This is a genomic window from Geobacter psychrophilus, assembly GCF_056821595.1.
Genome location: NZ_JBXDTU010000003.1, coordinates 71,542 through 90,563 on the forward strand (window position 1 = coordinate 71,542; position 19,022 = coordinate 90,563).

The 19,022-nt window shown below is 52.0% G+C and carries 15 protein-coding genes and 1 pseudogene; 1 reads left to right on the plus strand and 15 read right to left on the minus strand.

Annotation, left to right across the window (positions count from 1 at the left end; all coding sequences use genetic code 11):
• Positions 1-16 precede the first annotated feature (16 nt).
• The 9 genes and pseudogenes from ACOCF6_RS01020 to ACOCF6_RS01060 form a co-directional block, all read right to left on the minus strand.
• Positions 17-886: a CoB--CoM heterodisulfide reductase iron-sulfur subunit B family protein gene (locus ACOCF6_RS01020; RefSeq protein ID WP_482458525.1), complete on the minus strand. Its 870-nt coding sequence runs from the start codon at positions 884-886 to the stop codon at positions 17-19.
• Positions 870-1,853: a succinate dehydrogenase/fumarate reductase iron-sulfur subunit gene (locus ACOCF6_RS01025; protein ID WP_482458526.1), complete on the minus strand. Its 984-nt coding sequence runs from the start codon at positions 1,851-1,853 to the stop codon at positions 870-872. Before ACOCF6_RS01025 ends, ACOCF6_RS01020 begins: the two co-directional genes overlap by 17 nt.
• Positions 1,853-3,556, minus strand: a complete 1,704-nt coding sequence (locus tag ACOCF6_RS01030; RefSeq protein WP_482458527.1) for an FAD-dependent oxidoreductase — start codon at positions 3,554-3,556, stop codon at positions 1,853-1,855. The genes ACOCF6_RS01025 and ACOCF6_RS01030 overlap by 1 nt, the downstream gene beginning before the upstream one ends.
• 58 nt (positions 3,557-3,614) lie before the next feature.
• Positions 3,615-4,058: a CBS domain-containing protein gene (locus tag ACOCF6_RS01035; RefSeq protein WP_482458528.1), complete on the minus strand. Its 444-nt coding sequence runs from the start codon at positions 4,056-4,058 to the stop codon at positions 3,615-3,617.
• A gap of 25 nt (positions 4,059-4,083) precedes the next feature.
• On the minus strand, positions 4,084-6,813 hold the full coding sequence (locus tag ACOCF6_RS01040; RefSeq protein ID WP_482458529.1) for a CoA-binding protein: 2,730 nt from the start codon (positions 6,811-6,813) through the stop codon (positions 4,084-4,086).
• Positions 6,810-8,117: an ATP-grasp domain-containing protein gene (locus ACOCF6_RS01045; RefSeq protein ID WP_482458530.1), complete on the minus strand. Its 1,308-nt coding sequence runs from the start codon at positions 8,115-8,117 to the stop codon at positions 6,810-6,812. The genes ACOCF6_RS01040 and ACOCF6_RS01045 overlap by 4 nt, the downstream gene beginning before the upstream one ends.
• Positions 8,118-8,486: 369 nt before the next feature.
• A complete protein-coding gene (locus ACOCF6_RS01050; protein ID WP_482458531.1) occupies positions 8,487-9,860 on the minus strand; it encodes a sigma-54 interaction domain-containing protein in 1,374 nt (457 codons plus the stop codon).
• A gap of 270 nt (positions 9,861-10,130) precedes the next feature.
• Positions 10,131-11,094, minus strand: a pseudogene (locus ACOCF6_RS01055) (IS1595 family transposase).
• Between the two features lie 472 nt (positions 11,095-11,566).
• Positions 11,567-12,928 (minus strand): IS1182 family transposase, encoded by a 1,362-nt coding sequence (locus tag ACOCF6_RS01060; protein ID WP_482458532.1) that lies wholly within the window; start codon positions 12,926-12,928, stop codon positions 11,567-11,569.
• A 677-nt stretch (positions 12,929-13,605) separates the two neighbouring features.
• Between ACOCF6_RS01060 and ACOCF6_RS01065 the strand changes: the two genes are divergently transcribed.
• Positions 13,606-14,967, plus strand: a complete 1,362-nt coding sequence (locus ACOCF6_RS01065; protein ID WP_482458533.1) for a hypothetical protein — start codon at positions 13,606-13,608, stop codon at positions 14,965-14,967.
• 271 nt (positions 14,968-15,238) lie between these two features.
• Here ACOCF6_RS01065 and ACOCF6_RS01070 read toward each other — a convergent pair whose 3' ends face one another.
• The 6 genes from ACOCF6_RS01070 to ACOCF6_RS01095 all read right to left on the minus strand — a co-directional run bounded on the left by ACOCF6_RS01070 (position 15,239) and on the right by ACOCF6_RS01095 (position 19,022).
• Positions 15,239-15,754: a TM2 domain-containing protein gene (locus ACOCF6_RS01070; protein ID WP_482458534.1), complete on the minus strand. Its 516-nt coding sequence runs from the start codon at positions 15,752-15,754 to the stop codon at positions 15,239-15,241.
• Between the two features lie 21 nt (positions 15,755-15,775).
• The gene (xseB, locus tag ACOCF6_RS01075) at positions 15,776-15,979 is read right to left on the minus strand and encodes an exodeoxyribonuclease VII small subunit (RefSeq protein WP_482458535.1); all 204 of its coding nucleotides are present in this window, start codon (positions 15,977-15,979) and stop codon (positions 15,776-15,778) included.
• The gene (gene xseA, locus ACOCF6_RS01080) at positions 15,972-17,417 is read right to left on the minus strand and encodes an exodeoxyribonuclease VII large subunit (protein ID WP_482458536.1); all 1,446 of its coding nucleotides are present in this window, start codon (positions 17,415-17,417) and stop codon (positions 15,972-15,974) included. Before xseA ends, xseB begins: the two co-directional genes overlap by 8 nt.
• A 91-nt stretch (positions 17,418-17,508) precedes the next feature.
• Positions 17,509-17,931 carry a hypothetical protein gene (locus ACOCF6_RS01085; RefSeq protein WP_482458537.1) on the minus strand — a complete coding sequence of 141 codons (423 nt, stop codon included), beginning with the start codon at positions 17,929-17,931 and terminating at the stop codon, positions 17,509-17,511.
• A 64-nt stretch (positions 17,932-17,995) separates the two neighbouring features.
• Positions 17,996-18,517 carry a hypothetical protein gene (locus ACOCF6_RS01090; protein WP_482458538.1) on the minus strand — a complete coding sequence of 174 codons (522 nt, stop codon included), beginning with the start codon at positions 18,515-18,517 and terminating at the stop codon, positions 17,996-17,998.
• A gap of 1 nt (position 18,518) precedes the next feature.
• On the minus strand, positions 18,519-19,022 hold the full coding sequence (locus ACOCF6_RS01095) for a regulatory protein RecX (protein ID WP_482458539.1): 504 nt from the start codon (positions 19,020-19,022) through the stop codon (positions 18,519-18,521).

Sequence of the window (19,022 nt, forward strand, 5' to 3'; positions counted from 1 at the left end):
ATCCCCGATAACCTTGTCAGCAAATCATGTGTCGAACTATACCAAGTTCTTCCCGTGTATGGCCTAGCGCCAGGCCGATCATTTGCGACAGGTGCAGAATAGGTATGTTCCCGGAAATATCCCGACCCTCTAACGCCTTCGACTGGTAGGCATCAAGCGCGGTATGACAGAGCGGACAGGGAGTTACGATAAAATCTGCATTGCCACGGACTGCAGTTTCCAGAGCATCTCCTGACATGGCGAGCGACTCTTTCTCAGCCACGAGGAGTGTATGGAAACCGCAGCATTTATTTTTTGAGGAATACTCGACCACGGCTCCACCCAGAGCCTCGATCACTTGATCAAGAGAGGACGGAGCGACCGGGTTGTCTCGACCGAGCAGGTGCGAAGGTCTGATGATGTGACAGCCGTAAAAGGGGGCAAACCTGATTCCGGACAGCGGCTTGGTGACCTTTTCTGCCAGCCGTTCCAGGCCGTAGTCTTCGGTGATGACCCAGAGGATATGTTTTACGTCGCTGGCTCCGCTGTAGCTCAATCCCTCCCCCTCCAGCAGGCGGTTTACGTTCTCCTTCTTCTCGGGTGAATTGTCCAGGATCTGTTTGGCGCGACGCAAGGTCAGCAGACAGGTGCTGCACGACGTCACCAGATCAAGCCCCAGCTGCTCGGCAAGGGCGAGATTCCTGCCATTGATCGCCAGAAAGTGATCAGGGCTGACATAGTCAAGATTACTACCGCCGCAGCAGGTTCCCTTTTCGAGCTTGACCATGGTAATACCCAGGTCTCTGTTCAACTGCTCAAGCGACCGGTCAACCTCTTTGGTCATGGATTCGTTGATGCAGCTGAGAAAGTAGGCAAATTTCATGACATCCTCACTTTTTTCCGGCATGACTGCCGAATTTCCGTCCGGCAAGTTTCCGGTACATCTCACGTACCCGCTCGATTTCGGGAATCTTGTGGGGGAATAATGGCGGCATTCTTCGTTTGGCCGCCATCCTCAAGGCAAGTGGGAGCATGCCGAAACTTCCGGAGACCCCCTTGGTGCGCAGAGGAAGTGTCGACTCCTTTAGTCGACCGGTATCACGGATATCATCGAAAAATGCCTGCGCATGCCGGGACCCTTCCGAACCGGCCATGGTGCGCTCGAATGTCTCCTCCCGGAGTCGATGGATTCCGTCCATGATCGGTATTTTCTTGGTGCAGTGTTCAACGCAGCGGTAGCAATGAGTGCAATCCCACAAACCATGGTCTTTTGTGACACACTCCAGTCGCTCAGCACCCAGGGTGTCCCGCGTGTCATTGTTCAAGCGGAATGTCTTGAGCAGCACCGGCGGAGAGATATAGCGCGAATTGACTCCCGACATGCTGCACTCTGAATAACATGAAGCACAAAGGATGCAGTCGGTAGCGGCATTGATAACCTCGAACTCTTCATCGCTGACAGAATGCTCCCTGCATCCCATCTGTTCTTCAGATGTTGACGGGACGAGCCATCCCTGATTTTGCTTCAACTTCTCCATCATGGGGTCCATATCGACCAGCAGATCGCGAATAACCGGCAGATTATTGAGCGGTTCGATCAAAATGGGCTCATCCCCGTGCAATTCATCCCACACCTGGGTTGTGCAGGCGAGTTTCGAGACTCCGTTGACCCGCACCGCGCAGGAACCGCAGATACCGGCCTGACAAAATGCCCGGAAGGTTAGGCGAGGTTCGAGTTGTTCTTTGATATGGTTCAGGGCGCGCAGGATGGTGATCCCCTTTTCGACAGCTATCTTGAAGTTGTCAAAAAACGGCGTGCGGTTCACCTGCGGGTTATAGCGCTGTATACGGAAGGCAACTTCTCTTCGTTCCATTAGTAGCTCCTTGATTCCAGATGGTGAATTCCCATCGTCACCGGTTTGTCTCCGAGCACGATGCCACCGTCCACACCCCAGGTACAGAGAGAGTGTTTATGCCAGGCAACGTCGTCTCGTACGGGAAAGTCTTCACGGTGATGCGAACCCCTGCTCTCCTGGCGTTCCATGGCTGGCACGGCAACGCACAGGGCAAGATCGAGCATATTCTTCAGCTCCAGAATCTGAATTAGATTGGTATTGAACACGGTACCGGTATCGAAAAGCCGAATACGGCGAAAACGCTCCCGCAAAGCGTGGATGTCATCGATACCCTGACGCAGTCGTTCACCGGTCCGGTAGATGCCCACATTCTCACCCATTGTCCGACCAAGCTCTTCCCTGATCAGTCCGTAGCGCTCATACCGGTCATGACCGGCATACGCCTTAATTTCCGCCTTGTTCTTTTCGACTGCAGCAGGCGGAACCAGGCGAAATTTGCGTTCCTGCGCATCAAGAGCGGCCTCCCGCCCGGCCAACTTACCGAACACCAGGATATCAAGGAGTGAATTGCCGCCGAGTCGGTTGGCACCATGTACCGAGACACAGGCGCATTCACCGATGGCATAGATACCGCGTACCGCCGTGCGGGCCATATCGGTATCTACGCCCCCCATGGAATAATGGGCAGTCGGCCGAACCGGAATCGGCTCCTCAATCGGATCTACTCCCTCGAAGTGCATTGACAGCTCTCTGATTTGAGGCAGCTTTTTCTTGATTGCCTCGGCACCCAGATGCCGCAGATCCAGTTCAAGGTAGCTGCCGGCCTCACTACTGAATCCGTTACCTTCGATTATCTCGGTCTCCATGGAGCGGGCGACCAGATCACGCGGGCCAAGCTCCATCTTCAGCGGGGCATAACGAGCCATGAAGCGCTCGCCATGACGGTTGAGAAGGTAGCCCCCCTCACCGCGCGCTGCCTCAGTCACCAGCAGGCCGCTTTTGCGCAGACCGGTGGGATGAAACTGGATAAACTCCATATCCTTCAGAGAGATGCCAGCCCGCAGAGCTGCTGCCTGGCCATCGCCCGTATTGCCCGAGGCATTGCTGGACCTGTTCCAGTACATCTTGGCGTGGCCGCCGGTGGCCAGGACGACCGTCCTGGCAGAAAAGGTTTCAATGGTGCTGGTGCGCATATTCATCGCCACCAGCCCCTGACATTCGCCGTTGTCATGCTCCAGCGAGAGCAGGAAATATTCATTGAAAAACTTGATTCCACGGCGCAGACACTGTTCGTAGAGGGTGTGCAGGATGGTGTGTCCGGTTTTGTCGGCACAGTAGCAGCAGCGATCCTTGACGGTCCCGCCGAACGGCCGCTGGGCGATGGAACCGTCGGGAAAACGGGAGAAAGGGGCGCCAAGGTTTTCCAGTTCCCGTACCACGTGGGGAGCCTGATCGCAGAGATAGGCCACGGCATCCTGGTCCGCCAGATAGTCACTTCCCTTGATGGTATCAAAGATGTGGAGTGCCGGAGTATCGTCGCTGTCCTTGTTGGCCAGCGCAGCGTTGACACCTCCCTGGGCGGCGGACGTATGGGAACGGGTGGGATATACCTTGGAAATAACGGCCACTGAAATCCGGGGCGCGGTCCTGACCGCCTCCAGCGCGGCAAAAAGACCTCCGCCGCCTGCACCAACAATAACCATATCAAATGAATGTTCCATCGCTCTCCCCCTGACAGCTCAGTCAGAAACTGTCTTTCATCCGCTTCAGCCGACCGGACTACAATGCCACCTGCGTGACCGCCGGCAATTCCTCTACGGCCCGGAAAATCTCAATCTCGCTGATAATGCCGAGCAGTTCTCTCCCACGCAGTACAACCAGACGCCTGACACCAAGCTTGTTCATCATTCTCAGGGCATATTTCACACGCATCTCCGGATCTATGCTGAAAACCGGTTTGTTCATGATCTCATGTACCTGAGTATTCCAGATATCGCGGTAGATGTTTTCACCGGGGTCAATCACCTTGCCGAGTATGTCGCGAACCGTCAGTATGCCGAAGGCATCGTCATCGTTTGCCGGCAGAACGACCAGACAGGCCACCTTGTGTGATTTCATGACCTGAATGGCTTCGGCCACCGTGCGGCTGCCGGCGAAGGTCACCACCTCCTTCTGCATCAACTCTGAAACGGGCGTGTTTCGGATCATTTTTAGCGCTTCCATGGCAAAGCCTCCTGGCTAATTGGTATTACGACAGAAATTTGAGTTCTTCCGGCAAGGTGCGGCAGTCAAGATCAAGTCCCCTGCTGCGATGATCGATGATTTCAGCAGAAATCCCTGCCATCCTGCCGTACAGAAAGATGGTAAACACAATTTCCTGCACTTCACGCTCTCCCAATTCACCGTCATGCAGCTGTTTCCAGAAGAGATCCAGCGCTATGCAGGCAAGCACCGCGTCAACATTGACACAGTAAATATTGGGCGTAATCCCCTCGGAATACAGCTCATCAGTCAGGACATGATAATATTCAAGAAATGGATTGCTGACCCCCCTGGCTGTGAGCTGACAACGAAGATGCGCCTCACGAGGATCTTCATTCCTCTGTTTACCGCGAAAGACCGGGTGATTAAGACAGGGAACCCGAACGCTGAATCCTTCCAGCTTTGCCTTCCGCTTGCGGGCTACAAACTCCTGCACCGCTTTGGAGGCGAGGCCTTTGAACATGTTGTGCTGCTTCTGCTCACCGGTATGATACGGATCGGTGCCGGCAAACGTTTTGAGCAGGTAGCTCACCGCCTCAAAACCGTTGCCGCCATGGGCAAGCCCGGTATTGGTCATGAAGCCGGCATAGGCGGTGGCAATGTGGTTCCTGGCACTGACACTCTCCTTGGCACCCTTGGCGCTCAGCGTCCCCGGTCCGTTGGTGACGGTCAGATTCAACAGGGAATTAAAGGTGAACAACTCATGCCCATCCGGCGTGCGGTTGAACATTACCTGGAAGCAGGTTGACGAAAAATCTGTATTCAGCAATGACAGATCAGAGAGATCATGCAGTTTCTGCCAGAAACTGTTTTTATCGGAAGCCACCGGCGAGACTCCGACAATAATCCCGTTCAATCCCAGATAGGTTACCATGTCCTGAGCTGTCTCCCGGCTGATGCGACGATCGCAGAGCTGTCCCCATGACAGTCCCAGCAACATTGCGGAAAGCAGCATTTTGAATGGGTCGGGGCCGTTTCCTTCAGGCTTTGCTTCAGTGCAGCAGGCCTGGGCAAAGCGGGTGAGTGCCGTCTCCTGACCGCTTGTCTTCAGAATTCCCCCAAAAAACTCGGCAAGTTTTTCGGAATTGGCCTCACGCGTCATAACCGGCAGTTTCGATACCGTGGCGCATCTGCTGGCAATAAGTTCCTCATCAATGACCAGACTGCTGCCGATTGCATGGTAAAACTGGTCGATCATCCATGCGCTGATCGAGCGCACGTCTTCAAACAGACTATTGTTACCGGCCAGCAACACTTCAGCAGCAATGGAGGCGTTCGGCGTGCAACCGTTTGCCCGCCCGCGTACCACAGTGGCTACATTCTCGCTCCCCTTGGAGACAAACCAGTTAAGCAGAGGATTGACAAGGGCCATTTGCTTGGCATCCGGCATGGTTTTAAGGATTGCATAGACACACATGGCACCGAACGGCACATCAATAAGGTCGAGCAGTTTGCTGCCATGCAGCGAGATACCGTGATTATCCGGATCTATGTGGCTCGCCCCGGAACGGTTGCGCATCGGCTCCCGTATAATGCGGGCTCCGATCAGTTCATTGGCCTTGTCGATTTCCTCACCATAGGGAGAGATCGCCTTGACCGGGACCATCTTAAGGCGGGTCGGCAACGTCAGACCATGGTCATTGACAAACCACGGTTTAAGGCTGAGATCGCCGGTCGGCTCGAAGTCAGGCAGGTCTCCGTGCAGCTCCATGCAAGCGCCAACCGCTTCCGCAACATCCTGAATGGTAGTTATGCGGACACCGCGCCGGGACACCTCCGGCTGGTGCGGATTGAATACCGGCACACCGAAGTATTCATCGAACCAGCGCTCCTTGGACTCGGCATCATCCCCGCAGCCGGCCATGGCACCGGCGTGGCCGCACGAGCGGGTGAGATTCTTTTTCCAGCGACCCGTTACACAGACGATGACCGGCTTGGTGAGCTTGAAGCGCCCCTCAGTTATCCAGTCCAGAGCCTGCTTTTCATAGTAACCACCCGGCTCCACATACACGACGATCGCCTTGGTGCGGGGGTCATTCTCTGCGCAGTAGAGAAACTCAGCCAGGGCAAAATGGATGTAGACATCCTTGCCGCTGCTCATGATGGTAGAAGTGCCGAATCCTCCGGTCTTCAGGTACTCTGACAACGTAGTGCTGAAGTTTCCCGAGTTGCTGTAGATGGCGATGCTGCCCTTTCTCAGGCTTTCTGCCGGTTTGTCGCCACCCAGCGCCCCGCCGATCCGCACCTGATCCCATGAATTGGCAATCCCCAACGTGTTTGCTCCGATAACATCAACTTTTCTGTTCTGGCAGCCATAGCGAATCAGGCGTGAATCACGCACCGGGACCTTTTCCGTCACAATCACGATGCGCTTCAGGTCGACGTTGCGGGCGCACAATTCCGAGACCGCGTGTGATACCGCCGTAGGAGGAAGATAGATCACCCCGGTGTCAAACTGGACTCCAGCCCGGATAACATCGGAAACACTGCCGAACACCGGTATATCCCCAACCGCAGTTTCAAAGGCGCCGCCTGATTCGCCATACTGCACCCCGGCAACAACGTTGCCGCCGCTGTAGGCGTGGGACACCGGCGTTACCACTGAACTTTCGGTGCCCCGGATGTTCATGATACAGACGCGGGAATGCTTGTTTACCAGTTCATGCAGGGACTGAACGCCGACAAAATAGGGAAATGGATTATTGAGATGGTTCATGCTCTGCTCCTTGTCTGCGTGTGCTTGCCGCGTCCGGCGGTTTTTACTGCAGCACTGTTTGTAGCGCCTGAGACGTGCCGACCTGTGATCTCGCTCTCCAACTCAATGGCATGCTGGAGAACGCTCATCATACTGCTGTCATACCCGAAAAAACGATACGGCACACGCAGACTATCAAGCACATCACGTCCGTACACCATTCCTTCAATAACCTTTGGGCCGCCTCGTCCAGCCACCACAACAATGTGGGGATTCAGATGAATATGCTCCTTGAGTGAATCAAAAATGGCCTTGAACGTAGTGAATATGTCCGTATTGTTGGCACGCCCCCCCACCAGCATGACGACCTTGGCTTGCGGGAGCCAGTGGCGGAAGGTGATATCTGCAATGGCCTTTATTTTCCCATAGGGAGGATTGCCGCCGAAGTCCGAGGAGATGATTCCCTTGTCTCCCAGAACCTCCGTGGCGGCACTGTTGGCACCACCACCAAAGATAAACGGCAGAATGGTGCCCTTGGGATTTATCTCGGTAACGTCACTTTGCCCCTGATGGGTTCTTAGTACATTGATCTCTGCTTCAAACTGGGTGATGTTGGTCGAAAAGATCTCCTCGGGGTATCCCAGGCGTTTCCACGCCTGATTGTCCTGATCGAAGGATGCTTTGATATCGCAGGCGTAAGGGATGTAACGCCCGTTTACCCGCCCTATTCTGATCGGATTGAGCTCCAGCGTCGTCAAGCCGTAGCTGTCATAGGCCTGCCACAGCTTCGGCAGATGTTGCACGAGCTGGCTGATGTACTGTGGGGGGCATTTCAGTTCACGCAACGCATCATTGATATGGAACGATTTTACTCCCGTCACCGGATTGAACAGGATCGTACGTTTGGCATCTTGTGGTACATCCTCGACATCAACTCCACCCTCCATAGTCAGCAGCAACACCGGCATGCGGTGTTCGCTTGAATCGGTAATGCTGACATAGATCTCAACGTCAGAGGCGATGTACCCCTCGAAGGTCACCCCGCAGGCCTGGACCGGGCGGTTCCCTTGCATATGGGTCGCGAAAAACAATTCCCTTTTTGCGACCATGGCATCAAATACGTTGGTAACGATCCGCACCAACCCGGCCTTCCCTTTTTTCCCCACTCCGCCCAGGAACACCGGCTTAACGATGCATTTGCCGCCATGCGTCTCGATGAGATGGTTGATCTCATCGTGGGATGCGTCTTCGGTCAGGACCGGAGCAACGGGAAATTCAACCATGTCTAAAAGATGTCTGCCATAATTCAACCCGGTTAATTGCATAAAGCACCTCTTTTTTAGTTACTGTAACGGCGGAAATCCGTACAGCTTTCGGACACCGCGCATCCATATAATCAGTGTTTAGCAAGCACCATGCCAACAATTAAGCCGAATGCGACTGTTTGCATCATGCTGTAATTGCAAGATTTTATAGCCGACCACCCATATAATTCTGTTCTAAACCTTTACTATGTTTCCTCCGCGTTACGTACCCTGTTTCGAAGTCGTAACAAAAATGCAGGATGTTACGCGAAACACAAAGGCCGCACCCAATAGTGGATGCGGCCTCTTTCTATCAACTGCCATGATCTCTCTTAATCCGACAGCATCATACTACATCGTGCTGAAACATTATCCTGTACCCGATAAAGATTAGCCAATTTCGTAAATTTTCATTTTTTCCCACAGGGTCTTGCGAGAAATGCCGAGGTACCGCGCGGTCTCACCCTTTCGGTTTCCCGTAGCTCGTAACGCATCAAGTATTGCCGCCTTCTCCGACACGGTGACCTTTGAGGAAAGCAAAGCATCCACTGACGATACTGAGGCAGCTGGATACGCAGTTTGGTGTCTGCCAAATTCAGCCGGGAGGTGCTCCAGGCGCAACTCTCCCCCGAGAGAAAGCGCCACAGCACGTTCCATGGCATTCTCCAACTCCCGGACATTTCCGGGAAATCCATATATTTCCATGGCGTTCCTGACGGCGGGCGACATATCAAGCACCGGTTTGTGCATCCGCTCGGCGTACCGATTGAGAAACTGTCGGGCAAGAATCAGGATGTCCTCGCGCCGCTCCCGCAACGGAGGCAGGTTTATCGGGATAACGTTGAGCCGGTAGTACAGGTCTTCACGGAAGGTTCCGTTGGCAACTTCACGCTGCAGATTCTTGTTAGTTGCTGCAATAATCCTGACATCGACGCGGATTTCTCTGTTGCCGCCCACCCGTTCAATGGTTCGTTCCTGCAATACCCGCAACAGCTTTGCCTGGGCTGACAGCGGCATTTCTCCAATTTCATCAAGAAAAATGGTCCCGCCATGAGCCTGCTCAAACTTTCCGATTCTATCCTTGACAGCGCCGGTAAAAGCCCCCTTATCATAGCCAAACAACTCGGATTCCAACAAGGAATCCGGCAGAGCAGCACAGTTCACCTTGACCATAGCGAGATCCTTGCGCCGGCTATGCTGGTGAATGGCGCGAGCGACCAGTTCTTTGCCGGTACCACTTTCTCCGGTGATCATAATTGTGGAATCGACCGCTGCTGCTGCATGGACCAGCTGGAATATCGGCAGCATTGCCGGACTGTTGCCAATCATGTCACCGCAGCCGACGTCTAACCGCATCTGTTCACGAAGCGCCAGTGCCTCCTCTTTGAGTTTTTCCTTTTCGGTAACATCGCGACAGACGATAAGAGTTCCCAGATACATCCCTTTGATGTCGCGGATTGGATAAAAAGTGCTTTCGTAGATATGCCCCTTGTCTTCAAGGATCTGATTATGAATGGGCGTGTATCCGTTTTTGAGATCAGCAAGCAAGACGTAACGTGAGCTGGAAGCAGCGTCAGACAGGACGGAGAGGCCCCTCATGAAACGTTCCACACTTGCATCCTTGCCGAGTCCGCGAATTTTTTCAGCCGCCCGGTTGATATAAATCAGGACATCGTCCCCATTCAGGAAGAGTATGCCATCTCCAAGGTCATCCAGGATTGCCTGAGATATTAGCGGGTCAATTATTTGTAGGGACGTCTTCATGGAGTTACCTATATCTTAAGGGTCGTGAATTTTACGAAAATTTGTGCGACATAAAAATATTTATTCATACCTGGCGCGCCCGCCAGAGATATGACACTGATATAGCAATTGGCATACCATGTCAGGAATTAGTTACATCAAGATCAGGTCAACGTCCATCTAGCCTTATTTACGTTGTTTTTACAGACATCAGATATAACAATGTTTAATAAAATGATTTCTCACACACTCCAAGTTGTCTAAGAATGTATATTTATTAAAAGGGGGTAGCTAGTTAGCTCCTCCTGCCGAATGGTTCCAATTATATCCGCAAGTCACATCAGATAATGTGACCGGCTTGGTCGCCATGGCCTGTTCCATAAGGCGATAGAAAACGAGCCCACGATTTTTTGAGGTCCGCCTGTTGAATCTAAACGTGAACTCCTCCAAATAGGATTGAAGATGTTCAGGCACTACAGATCCTTGATGAGTACCCAGTATCCACCGCTTTAGGAGGCTTGCAACGCGGTGCACGCCTGGCATTGATACGTGTGCTGGATCACCAGATGAGGAAAGGATCGTCTTTTTGTGCTCATATCCAAGGCAGGATAGTCCATTGTAGCCAGTCCAGCCATCAGTATGCACAGTCGCTCCCTTGGTTATTGCATTACATACAAATGCATCAAGAAAAGTTCCAGAGGCATTCTCAATATGACGCATTCGTATTCGTCCAAAACCCATAGGTTCCATAAGTTCAACAACTATAGCTACAACGGAATTACTTGTGCCGCGACCGCGTTTACCTCCTTGTTTAGAGCCTCCTATGAGCGTTTCGTCGACTTCGACCACACCGGACAGTTTTTCTCGTTCGCTGCGCACCATGGCTACTCGAAAACGTTGCAGTATAGCCCACGCGGTCACGTAACTGCGTGCCCAAAGTCTTCTCCAGTGTTTTGGCAGAAAGACCGCTCTTAGCGGTTGTCAGGTGCCACGCGGCGTCAAACCAGGTTGTGAGCGGCATTCGTGTCTTGTCCAAGTTAGTATTGGTGGTCACCGATGTCTGGTGGCGACATGACGCACATTCCAATCTTCCACGTGTCTGACGCCAAGGGACGCCTATCGTTTGGCAAGCGGGACAACAAAAGCTTTCAGGCCAGCGCAGTTGCTCTAAAAACGCTGCACATGCCTGATCATCTTGGAACTATTGTACAAATTTTCGGTGCGTGCTTGGTAAGCTTTTCTTGTCCATCGACATATCCCTCCTCACCAAAGATGGATATGTCCAGAATATCTCAGGATGAGCTAACTAGCTATCTTACTTTAATTAATACACCTTTTGGCCTCCAATGTCAACGGGAGAGATGCACGGGAGAGATGCTAAGGATGAGTTATGAGGGATGAAGAATGAACTGGACTTTAGATAATTGGCTCCCTCATTCCGCCACCGTAGCGGGTCATGGAGCAGCTCTTTGATCTTCAAATATGCCGGGAACTACGCGACCTTGTCCCGCTTTGGATGATATTCATCCTCAACCGGCCACTTTCTAGGAGTCTGTCGGACTTGAAAATACGACCAAATTGGTGCTGCCCTTAATCTGGGCTAGCGATCCGGTTCTGACAGTCAAAGGTTCATTTGCGAAACATCAATATATAAAGTGCCTCTCTTCAGTTTAAATTACACTCAGTCAGGCCAGTTTTTCTAATAACATGGTTGTTTCTGCCCTTTATTAAGCGGTTTTTAATGAATGCATTCTTTTTATATTATATGCCATGCAGGCAAGATTCCATTCTCCTGCCGCTGCATCTTTGCCGCGCAACATGAAGCCTCTGAATCCCATGACCGCCTTGATAATGCCAAAGACCGGTTCGGAGGTTATCTTGCGAAGTGCATATACTGCTTTACCTGCTGTGGTTTTTAATCGGTGTTTCATCTTTGTTACTGAATCAGCATTATCCGGCAGTGGCGGCGGTTCTTTGAAACGTTCAAATGGTGAGTGGTTGTGGCTTTGCCGTTCGACAGCGATGTATGGCGTTATCCCGCCACCTTCGCAGATGTTGACGTTGTGTTCGCTGTAGTAGCCGCTGTCGGCAAGTAGTTCGGCTGTTGTGCCAAGTTCCTTGGGTAGTGCAGCCAGGTTTTTCAGAGTTGGTTCCAGTTCCTGCTTGTCGTTGGACTGCTGGGTGATATGGGCGACTACGATCAGTTTCGATTTTGTATCAACTGCAGCCTGGGCATTATAGGACTGTTCAAAACCACCTCCGGAGATCGGCATGATGCGAGATTCTTCATCGGTAAGGTTGACCTGATCTTTAGGGGCCGGACCTGGTATCGGCGGCTTGGGCTGCTTGCCTCTCGGCTTCTTGCCGGTTTCTTCTGCCTTTTTTGCCCGTGCAGTGAGCTTTTCTTCATATGTTGCCTGCTCACGAGCGTGGCGCTCGACTGCACGGCGTTCGATCTCAATCTTGGCGGCAGCTATGGCGGAAAGGCGCTGTTCACGACGTTCAAGTTCTTCAGGAACGTTCATACCATCCGGGATTTCCGCTTTGTCGGCTGATTCAGCTTTCTTGAGGAGGTCTGCAACTTCAGACTTCAGCTGCTTCTCCAGTTTGCAGGCGTGTTCATAACTCAGGGCTTTGTGCTTGGAGGCATTTGCTTTGACCTTGCTGCCATCCAGGCTGACACTACCCAATTTCAACATGTTAGCTTGGTGGGCAATCAACAGAATTTGTACAAAAAGGGCTGAAAGATCTTTCAAAAACCGCTTCCTGAATGTGGCGATGGTGTCGTGATCAGGATGTGTGTTTGCGGCAATGAACCGAAACGCTACCGAATCATAAGTGCTGCGTTCCAGCTTCCGACTGGAGAAGACACCAGTGGAGTAACCGTAAAACAGGAGCGCCAGCAGCATTGCTGGATTGTAAGGCTGTGAACCGCGGCCGGCATATGATGCTTTCAAAGAACGCAGATCGAGTTGTTCTACAACTTCAACTACAAACCGGGCCAGGTGCCCTTCGGGCAGCCAATCCTGCACGGAAGGTGGCATGAGATACAGTGTCTCTCGGTCAACTTCTATAAAATTGGGTTTCAAGATCGCCTCCAATATCTAACTATTTGATATTGGAGGCGAAACTTACACTAAAACCAACAAAAAAGCAAGAATAAAATGGCGTTTATCTTAATAATTTCAAGCTGTTATGCATATTTTGCAGGTGCTGGCAGACTTCGGGCTGATGCTCTAAGTCCGACAGACTCCTAGCGCGGCGACGAGCTTGGACTGCAAAGCTGCGGAATCAATGCCAGACGCACCGATCCCAAAGAATGGGGTTGTCATAAAGTCTCCTTTTTCGGTTAGAAGGGAAAATCGAAAGTTGCTCGCTGTACCACATCTCCCTAAAACCAATACAAGGGGACAATGAGGATGCTACAGGTAAATAAACTACGCCAGTGCAGTTACGCTTTATTCCAAGGCCAATAATGGCTGCGAGCGGAAAGGGGCCTGTAACCCTATAGCCAATAGGCTAATATGAGATCAATTTGTTGTCAACCAACTTTTAGGCGATAAATTTCTTGATTTTTTCACATTCTCGATGTTTCATATTAACAAGGCTTCGCGGTAGCCTGTCGTCTCGCAAGTGCAGATCCTGCACTACGGTGAATGATCGCACGCAGTACCCTTGTCATGTTTTGCTGGCCACTCCTTTTGGGAGGCTACCAAGACGTCAACGCGAGCATTCGTATTGGTGGTCGAAACGAAAGGAGAGAGCCATGAAGAAAAAACCTTCAAATGGGCGCCTGCGTCCAAACACCCAGCAGTTCAAATCCCACCCCACCGTAGAAGCTGCAAAAGAATTTGCCAAAGAACTTCACGCAGAACTGGCGAAATTCACACCAGACCTCAAGCTGTCCAACATCCACGAGACCATTTCCCATCTTAACAAAGTAAAGAACTGGGATACATACGTCGCAACCCTTGGGGCTAACGAGGGCACCTCGAAGAAGAGACGCCTCGGCCAGTTTCTCGATCAGGTGTTTTTCCCCATCTGGCAGCAAGAGGCTTTTGCGTGCGGTCTGGTCATTGACTACGACAAGGATATCCATACAGGGTTGCCAGGGTTCAAAGAGCGCGAATACGGAATTTATGGAGAACCGCTTTTTGAGTTGCGGGTTCGGAACATTGGCGCTGGACCTGACTATGACCAGGATATAGATTACACCATCACTTTGTTGATACGTGATGACCTTGTCTGTTTCCACGGAGGCGGCAAGATAACGGCCACCTTCCCCAGTGAGGACTCTGTTATCGTGCACGATCTGCTGATGATGCCTACCGAAGGTGACGGACCAGAGCCATCGGTCTGGAGAAGCCAGGACGGTGAGGATTGTTGGCTTTTCTTTTCTTTTAATTTCCTGACCTTGACTTATTCGGAACGGTTGGAAACGGCCATGGATGATTATATAGACGGGAAAGTGCCTCTATTATACGCTCGCGGAGAAGCGAGGCTTATCTTCCAAAAGCTGCGTAAGGTATTTGATGGGTGGGCCGAAATTCATTCGGAACCGTCAAGTGAAACTGCTCTGGCCTGGTTCCAGGAGGCGCTCGATACGGAATACGGCTTCGGGCGTCTGCCGGCCCCCGAGCCCGGCCCGCATGATGACTATATTGAGCCTGACAATTCACGGGATTTCTTTGGATTCCGTCTTGGCAGCGATCTTACATTCGTTGCGACTATGTATGAGTCTGGACCGTTGGCGCAACTTAGGCACAGAGGAGGTCGAAATCGACCATTCCTGTTAGGGGGGTCGGCTATTTTTTACAACGAGGGACCACCCAGTCCGTCCGATAAACAAAGGGGGGTAAACGAAACCGGATACTATGTCGGTTGGGCTGCTGTGGATTTCCGGGACAAGACTTTCCTCAAAGGAGTGGATGAGATCGGCGCCCGGATTGCCTGCGAACAGTTTGGAATGCCTATGGACGGGTCAACCCCGACTGCTGAGGCTTTTTATAATGCCCCTGTCTTCCAGGCTCTAAAGAAGTGGGTAGTGGAGAACCCGAAGGATGCCGAAATGATGAACAAGCACGGTTATTCGGCTTTGCTGCCGAACTGGTACGAACGATGTAAGTGAACCGGACTGTAACAACAAAATAGCCCCCAAGACTATCCGGTCCGCCGTGATGCTTTGGGGGCTTTTTGATGGTTTATCTGGAGTTGGCCTCGATTGCCCCAAAGCTAGGGGCGGGTCATGCTCCTTAAAAAGCAGCAAAGAAGGGATTCCGGCAACCCCGTCGGCTCCCAAGAAAAAATCCCATTCTGTGGGCGGGGAAGGTGGGGACTCGGCTACCGCATCTGCTATTACCATCATGTGGGGGATAATGCTGCCTAGTGAAATGGGCGAATTAATCTTCACTATCTCCAAAATTTAGATGAGATTTGTCCACGGTACGATTGAAATTATCGTCGGTCATAGAGAAATACTGGATTGCAGTAACTATCGCGAGAATAGCCGGGATAAACGTCCAGCAAAAGAGTATATTGAGCAAACCGGCAACTGGACGGTCGAGATAGAAATGATGAATGCCTATTCCACCGAGGAGAAGCGCGAGGATACCTGCTGTAGAGCGACGACTTTCAACTGCGGCCTTGGAGGAAGGGGTCTCTTGGACGACAATCTTGTCGAAGGCAAATCCACAGGCACATGCACCTTCACCGCTTAAAGCAGAACCAGTGAACAGACCGCATTTCGGGCATACTTCTGCATAAAAGTCGTATCCAGTCGTGCAGTCAAGGCAATTGACTCTTTGAGGCAGCTTGTCGACTGGTTTGGCTTCCTGAATCGGGAAACCGCACTTCGGGCAACTCACTTCACGATCAGTGACCTCTTGGCGGCAGTCTGGGCATTGAATCAAAGGCATACGTCCTCCTCCTCAACAATATTATTCGGCATCTAGTTCCTTGAACGCATCCAGAACCTCGGCTTCGACCTGTTTGAGCTTCTTGCCAAGGTCTTTGATGATCCGCGCGCCTTCCTTGACGTCCTCGGCCAGTTTGTCGATCGGGGTCTCGGAATCATCGAGCCTGGTGAGGATCTCGTCCAACTTCTCCACTTTCTGCTCGTAAGTCGGTTCTGTATCAGACATGGGTCGCCTCCTTTGAAATAACTTCGCTGTCCACGACACCGTCAGCCAGATGTGTACGTAGTTTGTCTTTTGCCGCAACACCACCGATAGAGCGGATCAGACTGCCATCCTCTTTGTAAACCAGTGCGAAACCTCGTTCAAGAGCTTTTTGGGGATCAATGGCTCTGATGGTGGCCATTTTCTCATTCAGGCTCTTGTCCTCTCGGGAAAGCCGCTGCAGTATCTTGTCCATCTTGAATTTGCCTGCAAATGTCTCCAACTGCATAGTCTTCAGCTTCACACAGAACTTGGCGTTCGACTCCATCTTCTGCCCTTTGGATGCCAGTCGATCGATATGCCGTTGCACCAGGGCGACCGGTCGGGACCGCAGCAGACCTTTTCTGTTCTCAACATGGGCCTGTTCTGTCCTGATGCGTCCCAGAACTTCATGTCTCAGGCTATGCGCCCTGTCACGCAGTCCAGCAGAAGTCACGTCCAGAAGTTTTCTTGTGCCTTGCCGAAGGCCAGTGGTGTCCCGCTCCAACTCCGTCCAGGCTGCTTTCAGCCGGTGCGTCCAGACCGACAGTATCTTCCCTCCGGAGTCCTCCAGTTGCCGGCGCATTTGAACAAAGCGGGCGACCAGATCTTCCGCAACCGCGGTCGGGGTCTTGAATTCTTGGTAGGCGACAAAATCGAGAACACTACGGTCTATTTCGTGCCCAACCCCTACCATGACCGGGAGAGGGTAGGCGGCTATTCGTCTGGCGATAGCTTCACTGTCAAGATGGTAAAGGTCAGTTTTACTTCCACCACCACGCACAATGACAACCACCTCGACATCACACCTTTCAAGGACTCCCATTGCCTTGAGAACCGACTGCTCCGTCTGGTTGCCCTGCATCAATGCGTCGGCCAGGTAGACCTTGAAGCCAAAGCCCGACATGGTGAGCGTTTTGATGAAGTCGTTGTAGGCGGCACTGCCGTTGCTGGTGATCAGGCCAATCCGGAGGGGGAGGAGAGGGAGGAAGCGTTCTTTGTTCGGCTGGAAAAGTCCTTCCTTTTGAAGGCGCTCGATGATCTCGCGTTTCCGCAATTCCATCTCACCCAGAGCCAGGGATGGATCGGCGTCAAACACCCGGAGGGATAAGCCATGCTGGTGGGAATATTGGAGTGAACAGAGAAACCCAACAACGGAACCGTCGGCAAGCACCAGATCCAGTCCCTTGGTCTTGAACACCCGCCGGATGCTGGCCAGGTCCTGCGCCCAGATGTTGCATGAAATCTTGGCGATGACCTTCCCGTTGGCATCCGCCTCGGTGAGTTCGCAAAAAAAGGAACCGCCTTTTTCCCGTCCTGACGACACCTCGGCCTTCACCCAGAACTTTTTGAGTATGGCTGGCTGCAGCAGATCGTTGATTCGTCTGGTTATCACAGATAATGGGTAGAATTTGTGTTCCATCGGTTCCTATTCCCGCGCTATGACAAAACAGGGGCGTTCTTAACTGGCCATTATTTGCAAGCGGTGCGGAGGCACTCACCTCGTTACTCGTTTACTCCTGTCTCTTTTGAAGAATTTCGGTAAATTCGATTGCTGTTTGAAGACGACTCCTTGCAGAAGCCAACCTTAACTCTGCGTCCTTTCTGGCACGTATCTCTCGATTCGGGTTGTTGCCTCTCAGGTCAAAGTCTGGTGAAGACACTTGGGCGTAGCGAGCTTCTGCGTCTTTTAAATCTTTTTCAGCAGTTGTTACATCTGACATCCTGGTGAGCTTATTGAAGTAATATTCTGTGGCTTTTGCTGGCGAAGAGAGAAGGGTTTCCACGTCCTTTTTCAGGGTCTTTCCTGTTTCGCAAGTAAAAGGAATAAAAATCTCATTGCCGATAGGCCGGAAGTACCAGTCGACAAACCATCCTCCGTAATAGCTCCGATTACATTTATACTCAAAACTGTTCTTGCTGTTCAATTTACTCATTACCTCTCCCGGTAAACGTGAAGCATTTATTTTCCAACATCTTTTTTATGTCGGCTCATTGAGCTCATACCCGTCCATACCTCCATGCCACCGCAGCTGCAGTAATGCTTCCATAAAGCAGTATGCTCCGCCAGTTGGTGGCCACACGAATGTCTTGACGGCTCGGGATGCTTTCGTAGGTCAGGACAAACATCGCCGTATAAAGCCCCAACGTGTTGATGAAGGTAGGGGAGGGGAAGAGTAGGGGCCAGTGGACGAACGTCTCGTAAGCAAGAACCAGGAGCAGGAGAGGGGCAAATGCGATCGGCACTGCGTTGAATGCTGTGACCCGGCCGAACTCGACTGACCCCATCGTCCAACCACCATCCGGACTTCGCTCCGGTATGAGGTTGAAGCCGCAAGGCCTTGCCCGAGAGATTACTCCTACAACAAAATGGCTCATTTCATGTAAAACCACTCCAAGCAGGGAGAAGATACTTATCAGCACGATATGCTTGGAGGCCACCCATCGTCGAATAACGAACAGGACGAACACCAGCATCGTGCCGGCAAAGTGCCAGATAGGTTCGATGCCACCTGAATTCACTCTACTCTCCCTGGGCCATGCGCTTGAACGCTCCCGATATCTGCGTCCAGGAGTATCCTTTCCGCTGATAATGGCCGCAAACCCTTTGAAGCGCTTTCTGATCCCGCTGCGCCGGGTCAAAGTCCGGGTATTTTCTGGAAATGTTGTCAGACAAGGCTCCAACAACATCTATCTCTTCGCTCTGGGCAGCCAGAGCAGCTGCAATATCGTCGGCACCGACCCCAAGACTCTGTAACTTCTGACGGACCCGCATACCGGCCCCGCGGCCTGAAGACAGCAGATTTTCAGCTACCATGTCGGCAAGCCGGCGGTCGTTTAGATACCCGTAATCACGGCACAAGGTGATCGCCCCATCAATCACATCTGGAGAGTAACAACGATCTGCCAATTTCTTCCGCAGCAGGGACTCCCCCTGGAATTTGAAAGAGATCGACCTGCCGCAAAAGATGAAGGCGTGCTCGATGTTGTTGTTTTTGTCGCTGACAGTGTGCGGTTTTTTGAACAA